3 protein-coding genes are annotated in these 24,513 nt (G+C 44.6%); all 3 read right to left on the reverse strand.

Translation table 11 applies throughout. The annotated features are described in order from the left end of the window. Positions 1 to 106: 106 nt before the first annotated feature. Positions 107 to 2,110, reverse strand: a complete 2,004-nt coding sequence (locus CJD36_RS21535) for an Ig-like domain-containing protein (protein ID WP_105041279.1) — start codon at positions 2,108 to 2,110, stop codon at positions 107 to 109. 216 nt (positions 2,111 to 2,326) lie between these two features. Further along, positions 2,327 to 10,735, reverse strand: coding sequence for a CUB domain-containing protein (locus CJD36_RS21540; RefSeq protein WP_105041280.1), 8,409 nt, complete (start codon positions 10,733 to 10,735; stop codon positions 2,327 to 2,329). Positions 10,736 to 11,168: 433 nt separating this feature from the next. Beyond that, the gene (locus CJD36_RS21545) at positions 11,169 to 24,476 is read right to left on the reverse strand and encodes a fibronectin type III domain-containing protein (RefSeq protein WP_105041281.1); all 13,308 of its coding nucleotides are present in this window, start codon (positions 24,474 to 24,476) and stop codon (positions 11,169 to 11,171) included. Positions 24,477 to 24,513: the final 37 nt, after the last annotated feature.

The following is a 24,513-nucleotide window of genomic DNA, read 5'->3' on the forward strand; positions in this document are numbered from 1 at the left end:
AAAAAGAATTGCAAGCAAAAAATAGTCGAAGTTGAACTTAAATAAAAGCAAAAAAAGGAGGTTCTAATGAACCTCCTTAATGTAATAAACTATGGAAATAAAATACTTATTTAGTAACAACTACCCTTGCTGTAGACTTACCATCTATTGTAAATGCACTAACCATGTAGATGCCTGCCGGCTGAGACAAAGTGATATCTGCAGGTGTGTTTGTAGGCACCTTAATTTCGCTCACAACTTCTCCAACCATATTCGTTACAATAACATTTGCTACTTCATTTGATTCAGAAGAAATGTTGATAGTGAACGAACCATTATTAGGATTAGGGAAAATAGACACCGCACCGGCATTATTAACTACATTATTAACGCCAGCAGTATGACCCTGAATACCAACAGTAAATGTATCAATAGTAGTACCGCAAGTATTAGATGCTGTATAAATAAGATCTACAAAACCTCTGCGCGTTAGTATAAATGTATGTCCGCTGATGAAGGTAGCAATAGAATCAACTGTGCTTACCCAAGTACCCGTAGAAGGGGTATCAGCAAGTGTGTAAGGAGTACCCAATACATATGTAGCAGGGAAGCCAACATGAATAACAGGAGGCTGATTGACATAAATAGATTTCTTTACAACTGTGCTACCAAAACCATCTGTAACAGTGTACACAACAGTATCACGACGACCGCCAATAAGGCCGGTAACAACACCAGTTGCAGATACAGATGCACTTGGATTAGTGACAGTCCATACACCACCGGCAACTGTAGGCACCACAGTTATAGTACTACCTACACATACACTATCAGCAGCAGTCAATGTACCGGCAGCGCCAGGAATACCAATGTGCATTACTATGAAATTAGAAGAAACACCACAAATATTAGTTGCAGTATAAACGATGTTGGTAGTACCTGTAGCAACACCAGTAACATAGCCTGTTGTTGGATTAACGGTAGCGATCAATGTATCATTTGATGTCCACATGCCACCAATTACGCTATCAGATAGCGTTGTATGCATGCCCACACCAACACTGTCATCACCAGTGATCACTGATACGGTGCGATCAACCTGTAATGTATCCATTGCAGTAAATGAGCCACAAGAATTACTGAAAAGGTAAGAGATGATTGCAATACCCTGACCTCTTCCGGTAACCATACCAAACAGATCAACCGTAGCTACAGCAGCATCATTGCTTAACCAAACACCACCAGAAACAGTAGCAGTAAACGGCGCCAGAGAACCGGCACAAACAGCTGCGGGACCGGAAATTGCACCTGCAGTTATCGGTGTTTCAACGGTAACTACCATTGTCGCCACGTCTGTACCGCATGCATTAGTATAAGTATTTGTAATAGTGTCCATTCCTGCAGCAACACCTGAAACAATACCAGTGGAGGATACAGTAGCATTACCATTTGAAGCAGACCATACACCACCAACGTGACCGCCGGTAAGATTAATATAAGATGCTACGCACAAAGTTGTAGGACCTGAAAGAGGCATATGAGTAATAGTTCCGTCTACAGTAACCATAAAGTAAGCAACCGCAGTACCACAACCGTTAGTAACTGTGTACAAAATGCTAGCCATACCAAGAGCAACCGGCACTACATTACCTGAAGCGGAAATAGTAGCAATTGAAGGATCTGTACTACTCCATGTACCACCGCCAGCAGAGTTAGTAAGTGTTGTTGATGAAGTGAGACAAACATTAGCTGCACCGGAAATCGTTCCTGCCACAGGCAATGGATTTACAGTAAGCATAGCCATTGCAGAATTATTAGCACCGGCAGCCTTATACGCAATAACCCTGTACATCAGACCATTAACTGCTGCAGAACCTGCAACAGACAATGTATCAGTTGTAACTCCGGCATAAGCACCACCGTTTGTCAATGTATCCCAGCTAATACCATCAATCGATTTCTGCCAAACAAACGAAGGCGTATCAGAAGCCGCAACTGTGAACTGTGCAATAGATCCGCTACAAACAGTCTGATTTGTAGGGTTGGTAGTAATTGTCTGTGCCTTTAATGACATTGACGATAAGATCAAACAAAGGGTAAATAGGTTTGAAAAGTAAAATAGTTTCCTCATCTTTTATTAATTTAATTATAATTTAATACAACGGTAAATGGCTGTTCTTCCAAACAGGGCATAAAAATACAAAAATAATCAATGGAATCAGCTTTTACAAGCTTCTATTGAACAATGTAAGGCATTATTTATCAATATACTATTTCTTATCAACAAAATATCAACAAAAATGCAGGGAGTGCCCCTGCATTTTTGTTGATATGAAACAATTGTTTTCTATTCCTTCACTAGTCTCTGTGTTACTTTTTGTTCACCCTGCGTCAACTCTACCATATATATACCCGCAGCAAAGGTATTCAACGGGACACTAATCGTGCCATTTTGCTGTTCGCCAAGGTCCTTGTTGTAGATACTTGCACCGGTAATGTCCACTACACGAATCGTTACCTTTTCGTTCTTGCCCGATGTGAAGCGAACCTTAACATCATCGGTTGTTGGATTAGGAGACATAGTTACCGCAAGGGCTTTAACAGGTGCAGGCATATTGGATTTCAGAGCTAACTCAAAACGATTTCCCTGAGTAGCCTCGTCTTTACCAATAGTAAACGCATATTCAGTACCCTGGTTAATATCAACATACTTTCCGAGTAACTTGTCATGAAGTACCAGTTTACCTCCTGCAGGTACAAATACGTTGTCGGCACGAATAACGAATTGCTGTTGGTATCCGCTCGTTAGACCCAGAGGAATCACCTTCTCCGCTACGAACGGACGACTATCAACAGCAAGTTTCTGATCGTCGGCTGATTGACTATAAAAGTTAAAATCAGCTATACCCATTGGCTTTACCGCATCCAGCATTTTATCCTCATCATCAGTTGCGTTATCATTAAAGTCAAATTGCAACATATCCCACATGTGGTTGTTTACATCATAAACGCTCAGCCTGGTATATTGAACAGGAGTCTTAAAGAGGTAGTTAGAGGTGTTTGCACATTTATTCGATTCCGTAAAGTCTATATGAGCCCCATCATGGTCGGCTCGCACCTGTATGCAAGTATTGGCCTGCACATAGTAAGGTACCGCGGATCCACCTAAGTTCACTGAAACGAACTGACCACCGGCTCCCATTGCCGGATCAAATACATAGAATGCTCCACCGGTCACCTGGCCGGCAGCACGTGCATTCCATATAACTGTACCCATATCTACAGGCGACGGATAAGGGTTACCGACCATATTGAAGCTTTGTAATGTTGCCGATACACCCTGAGCCAATGGTATAGAAACACTACCCTGATTCACATTCCCTGTCATCTTGAAGATAGTAGAAGAAGGTGAATAGCTACCTAAGTATCCGGCATAGCCTAAACCTTCACCTTTAGCGCCTCTGAAGAACACACGTATACCCTGACCCGGATGCACTTTATTGGTGTCAGCGGCGGCGGAATTGATCTTTGTAAAAGGTTTCCAACCCGGATCATAACCGGCAAGGTAATTACTTGTGTAAGGGTCTAATCTGAACGCTGATGGCGCATTGGACGCTGTATATCTGAACCCGTTGGCAGTGCCGCCCGGCCCTGTTATGTCGATATATGTCTGCAACTGGCCGAGAGAAATAGTGTCGGTGAAAGGATGCGCGAAGAAACGATATCTGCGATATCCACCCATTACAAATTGGTCTACTCTTACCTTCCCCGATATTGCTGCTCCGGAAGAAGGAAGTTCAGCAATACGGCCGGTAAAATTGGTATCCGCAGATGCCAACTCCAGGCTATCATTTGTGATAAATGTACCTGAAGTTACTGTAAGTGATCGGCCTAAAATAAGTCGTGAACCAGCTGTTATTGCTGCGCCGGCACTATTATTCAATTCCAGATTCGATATAGCACCGATACCAGTAATTGACTGGGCTGAAGTGCCGTTCAATACAATCTTTCCATTACCTGTAATCTCATTACTATTATTTAATGAACCCTTGACGTCCAGTTCGCCAGAACCATCTACTACCAGCACCGCGCCACTGTTAATTGTAAGGTTTCTTGCAGTTGCAGTAAAGGAGCCAGGAACAACAGGGTTAAATGTAGCCGCAGAGATCTGAATGTCGTCTGAAACTGTGGGCACAAAACCGCAACTCCAGTTGGTTACTCTGTTCCATTCAGACTCATGACCTGTACCTCCTGTACCACCAACCCATGCCATAGGCGTAGGGGTGATAGTGATGGTAGTTCCAATAACAGGATCTGTTGTTGTTGTACAAACAGCATTATGTATATCTACTACAAGATAGTTATGCGCAGAGGTTATTACACCTGTCGACAAGCTATGTGAAGTACCGGTGAAAATAAAATTGGCTGCAGATCCACCGTCAACCCTATATGATACTGTTGCACTATCGGTTCCAGTAAAATCAATACTTCCTGCATAACCCACACAAGGGACATTGACCGCAGAAACCGCAACATGTGGTTCAGCATGCACAATTGTATGTACCGGATATAGCGCACTCGTACATAACCCATTAGACAAAGAAAGTGACCCATCAAATGAACCAGCACCACCAAGGGGATTATAAATTAATGTAACTGAAGAACCCGATAAGGTAGCACCGGAAATATTACTAAACCCTCCATCGCCTAAGGCAGTTGCATTCCATACAACATTGTATGTATTGGGCGAACCTGCAATACTACTTAATCCGATAGACGCAGATGTAGTAGGCTGACAAATGTTAGGCATAGCAGCACTTACTGAAGCAGACGGTGTGGTGTTAACCACAGCAGTTCCGTTCATATCGGCCTGGCAGCCACCGGGACCAACAGCGACTACTGAATAAGTACCTGCAACAGAAACCGCAGAGTAAGTCAGTGTTGTAGAAGTACCACTCAGTGTAGCTACTACTGTTCCACCTCTTTTAAGATCATAAGTATAGCCCGAAGACTGAGAACCATCTAAACCAACTGTAAGGCCGGTAGCGGTGCAACCTGAGCCACCGGTAACATTAAATGCGGTAGGATAAGAACCAACTGTTATTGTGCCGGTAGTAACGGGCGCACTTACACATCCCGAACCAGGGTAAGTAACTGTGAGGCTGTATACCCCACTCGCGGCGGTAGATGTAGGTGTTAAAATTACAGATGGAGTTGCACTGGTAGAGGAATATCCACCTGGTCCGCTCCAGTTATAAGATGTAAGCGCTCCTGAACCGGATGCCCCAACACCTGTCAATGTAATAGATCCGGAGCCTACACAAAGCGATGAGGGTGCAGATATTGACGAAATGGTTGGCACAGCATTTACTGTAATTGTAGAAGTAGCCGGGATAAGTGATGAACAGCCATTAGTACTTACACCGCTTAAGCTATAAGTTCTGGTAACAGTAGGGCTGGCACTAACCGAAGTACCCGTTGTAGTACTGAGTGCAGTGGCAGGTGACCAGGAATATGTTACAGCACCGGCAGCAGTGAGGGTTGAAGACCCACCAATGCAAAACGTATTGCTGGTAGGAGTAACAGACACCACTGGAGCAGGATAAGCGGTGATGGTATTTGTACCAACACAACCCGCGGCTGTAGTACCTGTAACAGTATAGGTAGTAGATGCGGTAACACTAGCCAAAGGGGTTGCTGTAGCTCCTGTATAGACATCCAACCCTGAAGCAGGTGTCCATGAATAGGTTGCACTCGTTCCCGTAGCAGTCATCGCAACTCCTGCACAACCGTTTGCCGGAAGGGAAACAACCGGGAGAGGATTAACGGTAAGTGTTGTTGTGTTACTTCCACCCAATGTGCAACCGCTGTAAGCATCTATAACAGTACCAACATAACCGGTAGTAGATGTAAGCCCCGAAGATATAACTGATGTACCTATGGTGGCACTTAATCCAGTAGACGGAGACCAGTAGTATGCATATGACGGCCTCTCAAAACGATATCCGGTTCCGGTCTGTCCATTCAACTGGTACGACGAAGTAAAGTTTCTTCCAGGCACTGCGTAACCGATACTACCGGTAAGATTTTGAATACCGCAGCTTGGTGTATGCGTTGAACCAAAGTTGGCCCTTGTGATGTATATTTCAACAATATTAGACCCCTCATACAAAACTACCTGGCCATTGTTGTAGTTACTTGTGTACGTAGACACATCGTAACCCGCAACGTTATTATAACTAATAACAAACTTTCGGTTAGGAGCGGTACCAACTGTAGTGTATTTGATATTCCCACCGTATCCGGTATTTAAGTCAGCCCAGAACAACGCGATCATGGCAGCCGGTACTGATGCGCTCGACGTAGTTGGTATGGTCACAGTGGTATAGTCACCCGAAGTGAGGTGTGTACCAAAATTTACATATCCATTGTTACTGAGATAAACTGTGGTATAATTTGTTCCAAAGAAGTTAAATGAGAATGGAATTGTAGCTGCGGTAGAGCCATCATCGCCTGAAGGAATGGCTGTACCGGTAGTATCGAACAACTGATAATTGACAGCATGAACAACATAAGCACTTGTGCCGGTAGCAGGCAAGACGGATTCAGACAGCATAGCAGATCCGCCGGAACATATAGACGACGGACTGGCTGTAGCCGTAACCGATGGTGTAGCATCAACTGATACGAACATATACTTGGTCACTGCACCACAAGCTCCTACTGTACCCGTAAACGTATATATACCAGATGCGGCAGTGGTCACAGAACTAATTGTTACATTCTGACTAGCACTTGAAAAACTATTAGGGCCAGTCCATGAATAGGTGCCACCCGATGAGGTACCTGAAGTAAGTGATAATGTCCCCCCGCTGCACACAGGACCAGTAAGCCCACCACTACTATAGGCCAGATTTACGGCAGTACCAGTTGTGGTCCAGGCCTTTGTAGCGGCAGTTCCGCAACCATTATTATAGGTGATAGTTGCTGCTCCATTACCTATACCGACTACTACGCCCGTAGTAGCGTTAACAGATGCTACTGAAGTATTGCTGCTACTCCAAAGCCCCCCTGTGATAGCATCCGCAAGTGTAGCGCTTGCTCCGGCACAGGCACTTGCAGTACCTGTAATGGTTGTTGGCGACGAGCTTCCAATTGACATTGGAAACGTTACAGAACAAGAACCGATAGTATATACTATATTAAAGTATCCCACTGTTGACTGAGCACGAACGATACCGGTAGACGATGTTACGGTTGCAAGACTGGTGTTAGAACTTGTCCAAGTACCCCCACCTGCAGTATTAGAAAGCGTTGTAGAAAGTGTTATACAAAGTGATGAACTTCCTGTAACGGCAGCTGGTTGAGTATTAACAGTTACTGATCTGGTAACCGGTGTGCCGCAGCCCGTGCTATATGAGATGTTGACAGAACCCACACCTACACCGGTAACAATGCCAGACGCATCTACCGTAGCTAATGCATTATTTGCCGATGACCAGGTTCCTCCTCCTACAGTATTGGAAAGGGAGGCAGTTGCTCCGTTACAGATAGAAACAGTAGCAGGCGTTATGGTAGCAGGATTCAATACATTGAGTAAACTATACGTTTGCGTACACCCCGTAGTTGCATACGAAAGCGTGGCGGTGCCTGCGGTAGTACCACCTGTTGCCACACCTGTAGCACTTATGGTTACGATTGCACTGTTGCTTGATGACCATGTGCCACCGCCGGCTGCGTTTGATAAAGTAACTGAAGTTCCCTGGCAAATAGATGTAGGACTACCTGTAGCCGTAATTACCGGTGTAGCCGTAAGAGTAACAGCTGTGCTGTTAGCACTGGAGCCAAAATAGCATGATACTGTACACCTGTAACTTTCAGTCAGCCCGGAAACTGTTGCAGCGTAAGTAGCGTTTGTGGCACCCGAAATTGCATTAAACCCGCTACCGGTATTTTTATACCATTGGCAAGATATACCCGATGCAGCTATAGGAGATGACATAGACAGAATGCTGCTATATGGTGCACAGCCCGATGCAACCGATGCAACAGTACTACCTGGTGAAGGAGTACCGGAACAAGGTGAAGGTGTAGTGCAAACAACACTGGCGCTCCAGCCCGAAGCAGTAATTGATCCATCTGAATGAAACTGAAAAGTTAGCGAACCATCAGCAGCAGTTGAAGTAATTACACCCGATGTGCCGGGCAATGTATTGTAATAGGTACCAACCAAGGTAGCACCTGTGCTGTTGCCATTAAATACACTCAGGTAATCGCAGCAAGACTCTGTGGCAAAACTATTAAAAGTAACTTTTACCTTATTTCCCGGAGTAGACGGATATATTGTATAGATATAATCCTCAGAATTTGAATAACCGCCTCCTGATCCACCACTGGAATAAAAGACAGCATTACATGTAGACATTGATCCGTTAGACATGGTTATACAAGTAGGTGCTTCACAATATGCAGGGAAAGAAGTACCGGTAAACCCGGTTGCAGAGCAGGTAACTACACATCTGAAGTATGTAGAAGAAGTACCGGTTGCAGCATAAAAAGCATTTGTTGCGCCGGATACTGACGACCAGATAGCATTATCAGGTGAAGACTGCCATTGATATGTTAAGCCACCTGAAACTGTAAGCCCGGACAATGATAGAGTCGACGAGAATGAGCCACAGCCTCCCCCACCCGATGACACAGTAACACCCGCTGTAGGCGTACCCGTGCAGATTAATGCGCCAGTACCGGTAACCGTTATAGAAGATGGAGATGCCAAACCACCACCTGAAATTGTTATGCTTCCTGAATAGGAAATAGATGATGATGGATTAAATCGAACAGGGATAGTATAGGACGAGATAGTAGAACCAGAGTAAGTATAACCATACGATGACACCCACGTAGTTCCATTATTAACCTCAAAATTAGAGGGCGCGGATATCGTAATTGTGCCGCTGGCTGTTAGGTTATAGCCGGTAATAGTAATATTCTGGGCAGATGACGATGAACCGGTAGTAATAGTACCAAATGGTATTGAAGTAGGCGTTGGATTTACTTGGGGAGGACCAGCTATACATACCACAGTAGCTGTCCAGCCGGAATTCACAATTGATCCATCTGAAGTGAACTTAAAAGTTAATGACCCATCTGCTGCACTTGATGTTATTACCGTTGGTGCAGTAGCGTCGTACGTCCCTATCAATGTTGCACCGACACTATTACCATTATACGCATAAAGGTGATCACAGCAGGTTTCAACTGAGAAAGAGCTAAAAGTTACCCTCACAAGACTACCTGGTGTACCGGGATAGAAAGTATACACACCCGTTTCACTGTTTGAATAAGTTCCGGAGCCACCATTACTTGAATAAAATGTAGCACCGCAAGTAGACAATGTGGTTGTACCGGAAACCGGCATATTAACACAAGGACCTACTGTAACCGTACTTGTGGTAGTAGCTGTACATCCCGAAGATGCAGTGCCTGTAAGCGTGTAAACAGACGTGACAAGTGGTGTGGTTGTCACAGTCGCCCCAGTTGATGGTGATACTGCAGTGCTTCCCGCCCAACTATAAGACACCGCACCACTTCCGGTCAATGTAACTAATGTACCAGAACAAACTATGGAACCGGACGGTGTTATCACCGGTGAAGGGAAAAGATTGATAAATGAATAGGAGGCCGTGTTAGTGCAGGTATTGGATGCCGTAACTGTTACAGAATAGGTAGCCGTTGTTGACGGAGGTACTGTAAGAGTAGAAGTCGATGACCCTGATGTACCCGCTGTAGGTGACCAGGCATATGATGAAATGGAACCAGAACCTATTGCGCTCGAACATATTAATTTGGGCGTAGTACATGATGCGGAATAACTGATTAAAGCAGTTGGTGTTGCTGACACAGTAAATACTGCCCGGCTGGAACATCCTGTAGAGGTAGTTCCGGTTACTGAATATGCAGTTGTAACCGACGGAGTTGCCGTTACCGTGGCCCCCGCGCCTGATGACAAACCTGTAGTTGGCGTCCAGGCATAAGTACCGCCCACGCCCGCACCTGAAGCTGTTATAGACCTCCCACAGAAAGCACCTGTGGAAGATGTAGTAATAGTAGGATTAGATTGCACTGTAACTGATGACGTTACTGTACACCCGCTCACAACATAGGTTACTGTGGCTGTCCCGGCTGTAACACCCGAAGTCACAACCCCACCTGACACTGAAGTTCCACTTAAACCTGAAATTGACCACGTACCGCCAGTTCCGGATCCAATATAAGTAACGCTGGCCGAAGAACTTGGACAAAGTGTCAATGGGTTGGGCGTAAGACTATTTATTGTAACGAGTATTGTTGATGAAGTAACAGACCCCGCTGAAATGCAACCTGCACCACCCCAACTGAGCACACAAAACAAGTAGTGCGTTCCAGATGCCCACCCTGTAGTTGCCGGCGTGTACGGAGACGGTGTTGCATTGGCCGCATTTACATAGTTAACCGACGTTGTTTGCCGAACAGTTGCAGTACCAATAGTAGTAGAATTAGTAGCATTGTCATACCATGTAACAGTAACTGCAATTGTGTTGTTGGTACCACACGAGGTGCCCATTGTCGACGCAGCAGTTAAAGATGTACCGGACGTACCGGCGCATAGTGTTTGCGAGGCTCCGGATATTACTACCGAAGAAGGAACTGCTCTTGCAGCATTTGCGACATAACTTAAAATTAGTAGCGACAATAATAAGTAGATTTTTTTCATAAGACCGATTTTAATATGAATTTGTACGTCACTAAAAAATTAAATACAATTCGTAAAATGCAATATGTGTAATAATGTTAGCCGTTAGTTAAATGCAATTTACTCGAATTGTTTGATATTCAGGCACATACACCTTCAATATATCTATTAGTATTAAATACTTAAAATCAGCTATTAACTAAATATTTTATATTACATTTCTTTACCTTTATACATCATTGATTTTAAACTAGTAATTTACTACTAATGTAAAACTATGAGTATCATATACATTTTCTAATTATTATATAATGAAAAATAACAAGCAAATATCTATCTTTATGACACTTTCATGACACTGAAAACAGAAATATACGTTGCAAAATGAGATGAAAGCAAAAAAAAGGATGTGCTACATGCACATCCCCTTATACAGAACCGAAAATACTATTGATTATTCCTTAACCAATCTCTGTGTTACTTTTTGTTCGCCCTGTGTAAGTTCTACCATGTAGATACCTGCGGCAAATGTGCTCAACGGAACGCTTATTGTTCCATTCTTCTGCTCGCCGAGGTCTTGTGTATAGATGCTTACACCGCTGATGTCTGTAACACGTACCGTTACCTTTTCCTTCTTACCCGATGTAAAGCTGATCTTAACATCGTCAGTTGTTGGGTTTGGCGTCAACGTTACTGCGAGTGGTTTAATTGCAGCTGGAACATTAGATTTCAATGCCAGTTCGAAACGGTCACCCTGTGTGGTCTTATCCTTACCGATAGTGAATGGATATTCTGTACCTGCATTCAGATCAACATACTTTTCAAGCAACTTGTCATGAAGAACCAATGAACCACCTGCAGGAACAACTACGTTGTCTGCGCGGATGATGAAGTTCTGCTGATAGCCACTTGCTATTCCAAGAGGTATCACCTTCTCAGCTACGAAAGGACGGCTATCTACTGCAAGGTTCAGATTGTCGGCAGACTTACTGTAGAAGTTGAAGTCAGCAACGCCCATTGGCTTAGCGGCATCCAGCATTCTGTCGTTCTCATCTGTTGCCTTATCATTAAAGTTGATCTTCAAAATATCCCATATGTGGTTCTTCTCGTCATACACACTTAAAGCAGTGTATTGTACAGGAGACTTATAAAGGTAGTTAGATGTTGAAGCAGACTTATCAGACTCAGTAAAGTCGATATGAGCACCATCATGATCAGCCTGTACCTGAATACAAGTGTTAGCCTGTACGTAGTAAGGAACTGCAGAACCACCAAGGTTAACTGATACGAACTGGCCACCGGCACCCACTGCAGGGTCGAAGACGAAGAATGCACCACCCATTACCTGACCTGCTGCTCTAGCATTGAAGATAACTGTACCCATATCTACTGGAGAAGCGTACGGATTACCTACCATGTTGAAGCTCTGCAGTGTTGCAGATGTACCCTGTGCTAATGGAATTGAAACATTGCCCTGTGTTACATTACCTGTCAACTTAAATGTAACAGGAGATACTGTATAGCTTCCAAGGAAGCCAGAGTAACCTAAACCTTCGCCCTTAGCACCTCTGAAGAATACACGGATACCCTGACCAAGATGCACCTTGTTGGAATCAGCAGCAGTTGCATTGATCTTAGTGAAAGCCTTCCAACCCGGATCATAACCTGCGGATGAATTACTTGTATAAGGATCTAATCTGAACGCTGAAGGAGCATTAGAAGCAGTATACCTGAACCCATTAGCAGTGCCACCTGGACCCGATATATCTATATACGTCTGCAACTGGCTCAACGACATTGTATCGCTAAACGGATGAGCGAAGAAACGGAACCTGCGATAACCACCCATCACATACTGATCGACCTTTACCTTACCGGATATTAAAGCACCGGAAGCAGGTATCTCAGCAATACGTGCTGTAGAGTTGGTATCTGTTGAGGCAAGCTCAAGGCTATCATTTGTTGTAAGCGTACCTGCGGCGATAGTGATCGTGCTTCCTATAACAAGGCGTGAACCTGTGTTGATCGTTGCACCATTGCTATTGTTCAATTCCAGGTTGTTAGTAGTACCAATACCTGTGATTGTCTGAGCAGAAGCACCATTCAAGACAACCTTACCAGTACCCAGTACCTGAGCACTATTGTTATAAGAACCGCCAACTTCTACCTTACCAAAACCATCAACAACTAACACACCACCACTGCTAACAGTAAGGTTTCTTGTGGTTGCTGTAAAGGCACTTGGTACTACAGGGTTGAATGCAGCTGCCTGAATTGATACGTCATCAGCAACTGTTGGTACGAAACCGCAACTCCAGTTGGTTGTTCTGTTCCACTCGGACTCATGACCTGCACCACCTGTACCACCCACCCATGCCATAGGCGTAGGGTCAATAGTGATGGTTGAACCAACAGCGGTAGTACAAACTGCATTGTGCGCATCGATGATCAGATAGTTATGTGCTGAAGTTATCAAACCAGTAGAAAGGTTGTGCGTATTTCCGCTGAATGTGAAGCTGGTTGCTGCTGCACCATCCTTACTGTAAGAAACTGTAGCACTATCAGTACCTGTGAAGTCGATACTACCGGCATAACCCATACAAGGAACGTTGACTGCAGATACTGTAACAACAGGATTAGCATGAACGATTGTATGAACCGGATAAGGAGCACTTGTACAAGCAGCATTAGATAGTGTAAGTGTACCATCGAATGAACCGGCACCACCTGCTGGATTGTAGATCAATGTAACAGATGAACCAGATAAAGTAGCACCTGAGATATTGCTGAATCCGCCGTCAGACAATGCTATTGCATCCCATGTAACATTATATGTAGTTGGCGCACCAACTATTGTACTGATACCAATCGATGCTGAAGCAGTAGGCTGGCAGATGTTTGGCATAGCCGCACTTACAGATGCAGAAGGCGTAGTATTAACAACGGATGTGCCTGTCATATTGGTCTGGCAACCGGCAGGACCAGTAGCCACTACTGAATAACTTCCAGCAGCAGTAACAGAAGCATATGAAAGCGATGTGGTAGTTCCAGCAAGTGTAGCTACTGTAGTAGCGCCTCTCTTTAACGCATAGGTATAATTTGAATTTTGTGACCCGTCTAGTCCAATAACAATACCAGTAGAAGTACAACCACTTCCCCCGGTAAGATTAAATGCGGCAGGGTAATCAGCCACAGTAACAGTGCCCGTAGTAACAGGAAGACTTATACAACCTGCACCGGGATAAGTAACAGTAAGGCTGTACACACCAGTTGCAGCAGTAGTAGCCGGAGTAAATGATACTGATGGTGATGCAGTAGTTGTTGAGAACGCAGCAGGGCCGCTCCAGTTATAAGAACTAAGTGTACCTGTGCCTGTCGCCGTGCCTGTTGTAATAGTAAGTGACGTACCAGAACCTATGCAATAACCGGAAGGCGCAGTAAGTGCTGCCGCCACAGGTCTTGCATTTACAGTAATTGTTCTTCCGGGTGAAACCAATGAAGCACAACCAGCAAGGCTCACACCAGAAACACTGTACGTAGTGGTGATTGTTGGTGTAGCAGTTACAGCTGCATTTGTTGACGCATCAAGAGATGATGAATTGGTCCATGAATAAGTGTTAGCACCTGAAGCAGTAAGCGTAGCAGAACCGCCATTACAAATAGTAGATGCTGCGGTAACAGAAAGAACCGGAACTGGGTTAACAGCCAGAGACGCTGTACCTATACAGTTGTGAGCATCTGTACCAGTAACGGTGTAAACCGGGGTACCGGTTACCGAGGCATTTGGTGTAACTGTTGCACCAGATGTTGCGCTAAGGCCTGACGACGGGGTCCATGCGTATGTTGATGCTCCCGTGGCAGTCATTGCAGTTCCCGCACAACCAATTGCAGGTGAACTTATAGCGACTATAGGTGCAGTATAGACGCCAACTGAAGCCGTAGCCGTACCAAAGCAACCAGAAGAAGGTTCGGTAATAGTAACAGTATAAACTGTTGCTGTTGTCAACGTCGCAGTTGGCCCTGAAACCACGCTGCTACTCAATCCGGTAGCAGGAGACCATGCATAGGTACCGGTTGTGAGAACCGGCGCAAAATGCCAGGCTTCATTAGTTAGCGTAGTTGCAGACCCGATAGAACTACGACCAGGTGCTGCAAGACCTACAGTGCCGGTGCCACTCTGAATACCGAATGTACTGCTGTATGTTGATGTACCTGAAACAAGTGAGGTGATCATAAAGTCGATAGAAGCATTTTCATTCAATATCAACTGTCCTGTCATAGTACCTGTACCTGAGAACCCTGCTAGTCCATTATAATAAACTATGAATTTTCTATTTGGAGCGGTACCTGTGCTACCATAAGTGATCATACTACCACTAGCATTAAAGTCATGATTACCAAATGCTATACCTGTACCGGTTTCGGTTAGCAAGTTTGCAGAAGGACATGCATAGTTTGTGAGGTTACCACCAGAAGATGACGCAAGATTGGAGAAGGATACGATTCCGTTAGTATTAATATTTATCTGTGAATAGTTCACACCGTAGAAATTAAAATTGAACGGCAAAGCAAGACCACCAGAATAAACATCATCACCCGTAACAGAACCTGTCGACGTAAATGAGGTCAGTCCATAAGTAGTTGAATTGACCGCATAAGTTGTTCCTGACGATGTAGTCGCAGAGCTGGATAATGTAGTGGTACTACCCGGACATACCGAAGAAGAGCCGACAGAAGCGACTGCGTAAACACCAGGGCCAACGCCTACAAATTTATTCAACGTACTAATACAACCTAAACTAGTAGTACCTGTTATAGTATATGTTGTACTAACAGTAGGTGTAGCTACAACGGCTGAACCAACTGTAGCAGATAAGCCGGCAGACGGAGACCACGAATAAGTGGCCGCTCCGGTGGCATTAAGAGATGTACTCACTCCACCACATACCATTGCTGTTGCAGGCGTTGCAGAAATTGAAGGCAATGGATTAACAGTTAACGCACGGGTAACAAAGCAACCCGGTGCTCCTGTGTACGTGACTGTAGCACTACCAGCGGTAAGTGCAGTGATAGCGCCACCTGAAGTAATGGTTGCGACACCACCTGCACTAATACTCCATGCACCACCAGCTGTTGTATCTGACCATGTCGTTGCATTGGTTATTGTTGGACACAAACTAGTAACGCCACCGGTAATAGCACCAGGCGTTGTATTCCAAACAGTTATTGTAGTAGTATTACTACAAGCGCCAGTAGTACCAATAACAGTATATACTGTAGTTGCAGACGGACTTGCATGAACCAAAGATCCTGTTGAAGCATCCAAACCAAGTGCAGGAGACCAAGAGTAATTAGTAGCACCGGAAGCCGTAATGCTCAACCAAGTACCAGTAGAACAATAAGTACCAGACGTAGGTGACGTAACTACTGTGAAACCACCATTTGCAACTGTGATATCATACGTAGCACTACCGCCGCAAGTAGTATTGTTATAAGTAATTGTAATCGGGGTTGCAGAAGGCGAAACGCCATACACTATACCTGCGCCATCTACAGCTGCAACGGACCCATCTGACGAACTCCAGCTACCGCCTGTACCGGCCTCTGTTAAAGCCATTGCACCGGGCAAGCAAAGTACACTAGATGGACCGCCAACAGCACCCGTAGTAACATTATAAACTACAGTCACCGTGTTAGAGGTAAATGAACAACCGGCAGCATCGGCACCGGTAACAGTATATATAGTTGTAGCTGTTGGGGATGCACCTACAGATGCTCCGGTTGTGGCTGAAAGACCTGCAGAGGGAGACCAACTATAAGTGGTAGCTCCAGAAGCTGATAATGTAAGTGCCGAACCAGCACTACAAAAGATAGGACCTGAGCCTGAAACAGGAACTGTTAATGCAGTACCTGTACCAGAAACTGCAACTGTAGGAGGTGTAAGTGATGAACCACCGGTAAAAGTAACCGTACCAGTTGAAACACCTGCTACTGATGGAGCGAACCTAGTATAAACAGTACTTGTTGCAAGGTTACTACCAGTATAAGTATATGTTGCAGTAGTATCCCATGTAGCATTATCAGTAGAAACCTGGAAACCAGTAGGCGCATGTGCAACTACACTACCCGCAGCAGGAATCAAACCACTACCAGTGATTGTAAAATTCTGACTTGTTGAACTACAACCCCTTAACACACTACCGAAGCTGGTAAGCGTGCTTACAGAGGATGTAAGCACAGGGTTCTTAACATACATTGTAAAATCATAGTAGTTACCGCCACCTGCACCGGTGTAAGCAGTGCAAGACCCGGTTACCGGGTCAATACCACCGCTCCAGTTACACAAAACGCGCATTCTGTACATGCCTGTAGTAACAGTACCAGGAACTGTAATATTAAAATTAAAGGTAGCAGGTGTGCCATCTATGTAAGTATCGTACAGATTCTCACCCGCATCAGCAAAACTACCATTGTTATTAAAGTCTACCCAAACTGCAACACCGGTATAACTACCAGCTATTACAGTGTGAGGTGCAGGCACAGCCGCTACAACGGTATCGATCAGGGCAGTTTGATTAAACGCAGACCCACATGTACCTGTATAACTTACAGAGCCCATAGTAACACTGTAAATACGCCAGCCTGAACAACCGGCAGACCAGGTAGGAGTACAATAAGCACCGGTAGAAATAGAGCTCGACGTGTAGCTACTGGTACATGCCGAGGTAGCTGCCTTTATCCTGTAATAGTAAACAGTACCACCTGTAAGACCTGAAACAGTTAAAGAGGTAGCAGGACCGGCAACTGTAAATGGAGAACCTGAGACAGGTGTTGTAAAACCGGCATCTGTGCATACATCAAGCGTGTACGTAACCGGCAATGCGCCGCCACCTGCTGCGGAGAGCCAGTTAAGCGTGATCGATGTAATAGTTACAGAGTTAGTACCCATTGTAGGCGCGGCAGGGCATGTTGTAACGCTACCAGACAATTGTGTGCCTGTAGGGTAAAGCGGACCGCCACCACAAGTACCACCAACCAATCCTCCATTGTAAGGGATGACGGTGTAATAGTAAATAGAGTTAGCTGTTAAAGTAGTAGCGGCATAAGGCGGTGCTACTGTATAAACACCTACTATACGCCCATTACCAATTGTATCACCGAGCACGTATGCGTGAGCGGCAATAGGGTCGGCACCAGGAACAAATGTTGAATAACTTTTAACAAGTAAATATCCGTTAGGAGTACCAACTGGAGTAAATCCTATGCTGGTAGATAAAGTAGTAGTAGAAGAAAATGTAAGCGTAGTTGGCGCTGACGGGTTAGCACATGGTGAAGAACCAGTACCAGTGGCACTTATAGCAGGAAGCGAGCATGTTACTGCCGCACCTGTAATGCTGATCGATGAGCTGGCGGCACCACTTCCGCTTGGAATAAAGCGAATATAAATTGTGCTTGCAACAGTTGATCCATTAGCAAAATTGTAAGATGAAGCCCATGTAGCACTATCTGAAGAAACCTGAAAATCAGGATTAGATGAAGTAACAGTGATAGTACCCGCAGTAAGGCCTGTACCCGCAAGTGCATAGGACAATGCTGTGGACGTAGTACCTACTGTTACCGGACCAAAGGCGGCAACTGATGTAGGTGAGTAACCCAACCCACTGGTAATACCTGTTACAGCAACTGTAGGTGAAACAGAAACTGCACCACCTGTGAATGTGATATTTCCAGATGTTGTACCAGGAGCTGTTGGTACAAATCTTGCATAAACTGTAGCAGGACTCAATGCGCTACCGGTATATGCTATACTAGCAACAGTATCCCAGGTTGACCCATTGTTAGATACCTGGAAACCGGTTGGCGCTTTGGCTACAATGTTTCCTGATGCAGGAGCGAAAGAGCTACCATTAATGGTAAAGGTTTGTGCCGAAGAGCTACACCCTACCGAGGTACCGGTAAATGACGAAAGAGATGTTGCAGACGAATTCAATATACCACCCTTGATGCTAACGCCAAGTATACCCAGATAACCTGTTCCTGAAGAATAATTAGCTGTAATACTCTGGATCGTTTTTGCTTGGCCGGCAGTAGTAAGTGTTATTGCAGCCTGTGAGATAGCAGGAGTTGTTGCAGCACCTTCAGGAGCAGTAGATGTTGTAGCACCATGCCCTACACGACCTACCCCCTGATAAGCCAGAGCAGTATTTGTACCTGCCGCAGCATACCAGTCGGCATACGTGTAAGTAAGTGGGTATGTCTCTGATGTGCCATCAGTATAGTTAAGGGTATAAGTTACCGATGTAGATGATGTCCCACTGATGCCGGCTACATAAATTACGCTCGCAGCCATAGGAGTTGCAAACGTTAATGTTCCCGTAGTTGGTAATCCAACCCCACTGTGGATGTATAATGCATTGTTGCCGTTGAAATTTGCCAATTGATATTTAAGACCGCTTGTGGCAATACTTGACAAAATACCCGTTGCAGGCAGCGCATAGGTAGTTGTACCTATGTAATAGGTATAAGGGAACCCGATAAGGTCGAAACCGGCATTATCGAAACTGGTACTACCTGTTGGGTATGAAGTAGTAGTTGACGGAGCAGCACTACCACTAGCTATCACATCAGCGTTAAAACCTGCTGAAATAGTTACAGGTATATAATTATCTGTTGTAGCCACGCTGCCACTTGTAGATGGAACACTGGTGCAGGCACCTACAGCAGAAACCCTGTAATAATAAGTAGTTAGGGTATTTAACCCGGTGATTGTTGTCGATGTTCCGCTGGCGGTAAAAGGAGACCCGGTAACAGGAGCCGTGAAACCGCTATTAGTAGATACATCAATGGAATAAGAGAGGCTGGTAGCCGTGCCTCCTACGGGAGCAGACCATGACAATACAAAACTCGAAGCAGTCACCCCGGAAGTAGTAAGCGTTGTTGGTGCACCAGGGCAGGTAGTAACAGAGCCCGACAACTGCGTTCCTGAAGGATACAATGGACCGCCACTGCATGAGCCACTTACACCGCCATTTAAAGGCACAACGGTATAATAATAGGTTGTATTGCTATTTAATCCGATCACAGCATAAGGGGGAGCAGCGGTGTAAACACCTAGTACCCTACCATTACCAAAAGTATCATTTACTACATATGCATGTGCTGTTATAGGATCTGCGCCAGCTGAAAATGGAGTATAACTCCTCACAATTAAATACGCATCTGACGCTCCTGATGGAGTAAAACTAACATTGCTTGATGACGCTGTAGTTGTAATGAACGTAAGCGTAGTTGGAACAGATGGAGCAATACAAGGTGTTGCGCCGGTTCCTGTAGCCAACAATGCTGAAGGCAGACAAGTCTCAGAAGTACTTGCTACACTGATATTTGATGTTTGAGCACCTGTAGCTACAGGGCTAAACCTAATGAATAATGGTGCAGATAAAGATGTACCGTTAGCGAAGTTAAAAGTAGAACCCCATGATAAAGAATCTGAAGATACTTCAAAAATACTATTAGAAGATGTGATGGTGATAGTGCCTGGAGCCAGAGGATTGCCACTCATTGTGTACCTTAACCCAGCAGATGAAGTGCCGGTACTTACCGGGCCAAATGCAGCAGTGGTAACCGGAGTAAACCTAAACGCTGTAGCCGTACCTGTAAGTGATACTACAGGAGATGTATTAACGGTACCACCAGAGAAAGTAACATTACCTGTATAAGTTCCTGCAGCACCTGGAGTGAAGCGGACATATACCGTAGCAGCAGACATTGTATTACCTGTATAAGTAATTGATGCAACGGTATCCCAAGTTGAGCCATTATTAGACACCTGGAAATTTGCAGTAGACTTGGCTACAATAGAACCTCCTGACGGGAACAATGCCGAGCCCGATAATGTAAACGTCTGGCTTGTAGAGTTGGTACACCCTGCAGTTGAAAACGCAGGTAAAGAAGTTACAGAAGGAGCCAGCAAACCTGATTTAATACTCGCCCCCATGATACCCAGATAACCTGTGCTGCTTGAGTAAGTAGCAGTAATGCTCTGTATAGTTTTAGACTGACCCGCTGTTGTTAATGTATATAACGCCTGAAACAATGATGGAGTTGTACTTGTACCTTCACCTGTAGTTGCTGTATTTGAAGAGCTGACCCTACCTATGCCTTTCAACGCAAATCCGATTGGAGCTGTAACAGTTGTGGCATACCAGTCAGGATACGTAAATGCTGATGAGGTTTCATTTGTTCCGTCAGTAAAGTTCAGCTTATATGTTACTGCGGTTGTACCGCTACCACTGATCCCTACAAAATATATTGAGCTGGCTTTGACAGGGGTTGCGAAGGTAAGTGTACCTGTTGTTGGATAACTGGCCCCACTATGAATAAGCAAGGCATTAGTCGCAGAATAGTCAGCCAGCTGATAAGTCAGCCCTGAAGTACTGAAACTTGTAAATAAACCACCAAGAGGCAATTTAAAAGATGCGGTAGCAAAAGTATAGGGATTACCAACCAGGTCAAACCCTGCATTATCAAAGCTGGTAACTCCGGCAACCGGGAAAGAAGTATTCAACTGAGGGGCCGTACTACCGTTCGCAACAATATCTGCATTAAACCCGCTTGCAATAGTAACTGGTGTGAAGTTATCTGTAGTAGTTGCTGTTAATGTACCGGAAACTGCACTATTACAAGCACCAATTGCCGTAACCCTTACATAGTAAGAAGTAGCAGACAAAAGGCCGGTGACATTAAGTGAAAGTGATGAAGTGGTAAATGGTGATCCGGCTATCGGTGCAGTAAATGTGTTGTTACTTGATACTTCCACAGAATAAGTTAGTGCACTTGCGCTTCCACCTGCTGGGGCAGTCCATGTTGCAGTAAACGATGTTGCGGTTATAGCCGACGACGTAGGTGTGCCTGTTGCTGCAGGACAAGTAATTACACTTCCTGTAAGTTGTGTACCGCTTGGATAAAGTGGGCCTCCGCCGCAAGTACCTCCTGTCGTTCCACCGTTAAAAGGAACAATAGTATAGTAGTATGCGGTATTGCCTGTAAGACCTGAAGCTGCATAAGGCGGCGCACCATTATTTATAGCAATAACGGTACCATTACCAAATGGAGCGCTCACTGTATAATTGCTGCCAGATACCGGATCGCTACCCGGCACAAAAGCAGAAGTACTTCTTACAACCAGGTAACCATCTTGTGATCCACCGGCGGTAAAGCCAACATTAGTGCTCGTGGCATTAGTGCCGGAGAATGTAAGTGTGGTAGCTAAAGATGGATTTATACAGGCAACTGCACCATTTACACTGTCTTTAAATGTATAGGTACACGCAGGCGTACCACCAGACATGGTTAATGTAGCTACATCTGCACCTACTATAGATGGTGTAACTCTTGTATAAAATGGAATAGACGGCGTAACACTACTGCCTGAAACCGTAATAGTAACAGAACTACTGAAAGCAATTCCATTAAGTGAATATTGGAAATCTGCATTGGTTGAAGTCACAGCAATGTTACCTGTTAACCCGAACGCCTGTAAACTATCCACTAATATTGCCGATGTAGTGCCGCTTGTTACTAAACCAAAATTGATAGTACCGCGAGATACCGGATAAGAAGTGGTAGAAGCAGGCTTTAAAGATACCCCACCAACAATGCCAGTAAGCGCAACCGTAGGTAGCAAAGTTGATGGAACCGACCCTCCTGAAAATGTTATAGCACCGGAGTAAGAGCCAACTACAGTTGTATCTAACTTAGCATACAATGTTGTAGTTGGAAATGCGCAATTCGTAAACGCCACATTTAAGAGCTTAACAAAAGTCACATTGTCGGAAGAAATTTTAAAACCAAGCGGTGCAGAGACAAGTATATTACCTGTACCTGTAGCATTGGCAGTAGTATTAGCAAGATTGCTACCACTGATTGTAAAAGATTGTGATGTTGATGTAGGAGCACAAGTTGTTGCCGCAAAAGCCGACAGAGTTGTAGCAGATGATGTAAGTATACCCGTCTTCTGACCCGATATAGACACGACAGCAGGATAAGTACCTGTACCTCCGGTACATTGAACTGTTACGCTAGATACAAGTCTTGATGCATTCGCTGCACTTAAAGCAAGTGTATTCTTATATAGAAATGGGCAATTAGCTACAGACTCATTGGTGTTAGCACGGGTAATAGTAGCAATGATTGCAGATGTACCAGAACACCAGTCATTAACTGTCTGGCCCGAAAACACTTGTGGTGTACCCGCATCTGCAAAATTGACAGTGTAAGATAATGTATTAGCACCTGCACCTGATATTGCGGCTACATAAATTGTAGAAAGTGCAACAGGAGTGCTCAACGTCATAGTACCTGCACCGGTGGTGCTACCAGACGCGAACCAAAGTACATTATTTCTGAAATAAGGTGCTATCTGGTAAACAATACCATTGGCGGTAGTTTCTGTAAATGAGCCACCAATAGGCAAACCATTTGTTGCGGCTATGTTATAGAAATCGGCTGCTGCAAGATCCCAACCGGCGTGGTCAAGCCCATTATATGTCACAAAGTTATTGGTACTTCCGTTGGCAGTTGTTGAACCGACAGGGAGATTAGCTCCATTTGCAATGATATCGTAAGTATAGCTTGCCGGTGTCAATGAAAGAGGAATGGCAACCGGCATTGTTACCGGATAAGTTGTGCTGATACTCAGGAAACCTGTCGATGCATATACCGGCTTTACCCTGTAATAATATTTTGTACCTGTGGTAAGACCGGTAGCCACTTTAAAAGTATCTGTAGAGGCAACAGTTGCCGGATAGCCGGACACATAACTGGCGAATGTATTAGAAGTAGAAAGCTCAACACTGTAAGAAGTAGCACCGGTAGCAGGCTGCCAATTCATAGTAAATCCTGTATTGGTAAAGTCGGAAGGAGAATATAAGGTGAGACTAGGCGTCCAGCTCAATGAAAGGCCTGATGCCGGAAAATACACCGCATTGGTACGCAATATTGTACATGTGGCATTGTTTACAATACCCGGCCTCAGCAAAACCCAGTTAGCCCCGGTAGTTGCCCCGGCAGTAACAGTGGTATTCGCCGCATTTTCTGTCCAGTTCAGATAGTCAGCATTCGATGTACCACCAATACCTACCTGTGCATTAACAGTTGCCACTGTTGACCCTAGTGTTGAGGTACTGTAAATAACCTCTGCTTTATTAGTAGTTTCATAAAGATTGATCTCAAATGTGATAGCACTATTCGATAAACCTGCCGGAACAGCACTGGTCCAGATAATTGAAAACACCCTGTTAGGTGCTGTGCCGGTTGATCCGTATTTAGGTGGAGTTGTACCTGAAAGTGGCCCAAGCGCAAGCCCGGCAATTATACCTGTTACACTCACATCGTGTACCGAAAGTGGAGTATAGTTAGTTCCTACACTGGTTGCACCAAATGTTAAATAACCATTAGCGTTCACATAACAAGTGGTATAATTCGTACCGAGAAAATTAAAAGTGAACGGGATAGCGACTGCGGCGGGAGTTGCCGTCGCACCATTCCAACTACCGGTACTGAATAATGTGGTCGTTGTACCTGGGTTCAAAAAAGTTGCACCCGTAGCTTTAGCCTGAACATAAGCACTTTGAACTGTCTGGGCACTTGCTAAGCTACCTGACACCAAAAATGCCAGAGTAATAACTAACGATTTGAGCGACATAACGAACGATTTGTCTGACATGAGAGATGTGTTAAATGGGTGGGTATTAGTTTTCATTTTGGATATAATTTTTCGAGAATTATTTATAATTTAA

Origin of the sequence: Flavipsychrobacter stenotrophus, from assembly GCF_002954265.1 — a bacterium.
In the GTDB taxonomy this organism is placed as follows: Bacteria; Bacteroidota; Bacteroidia; order Chitinophagales; family Chitinophagaceae; genus Flavipsychrobacter; species Flavipsychrobacter stenotrophus.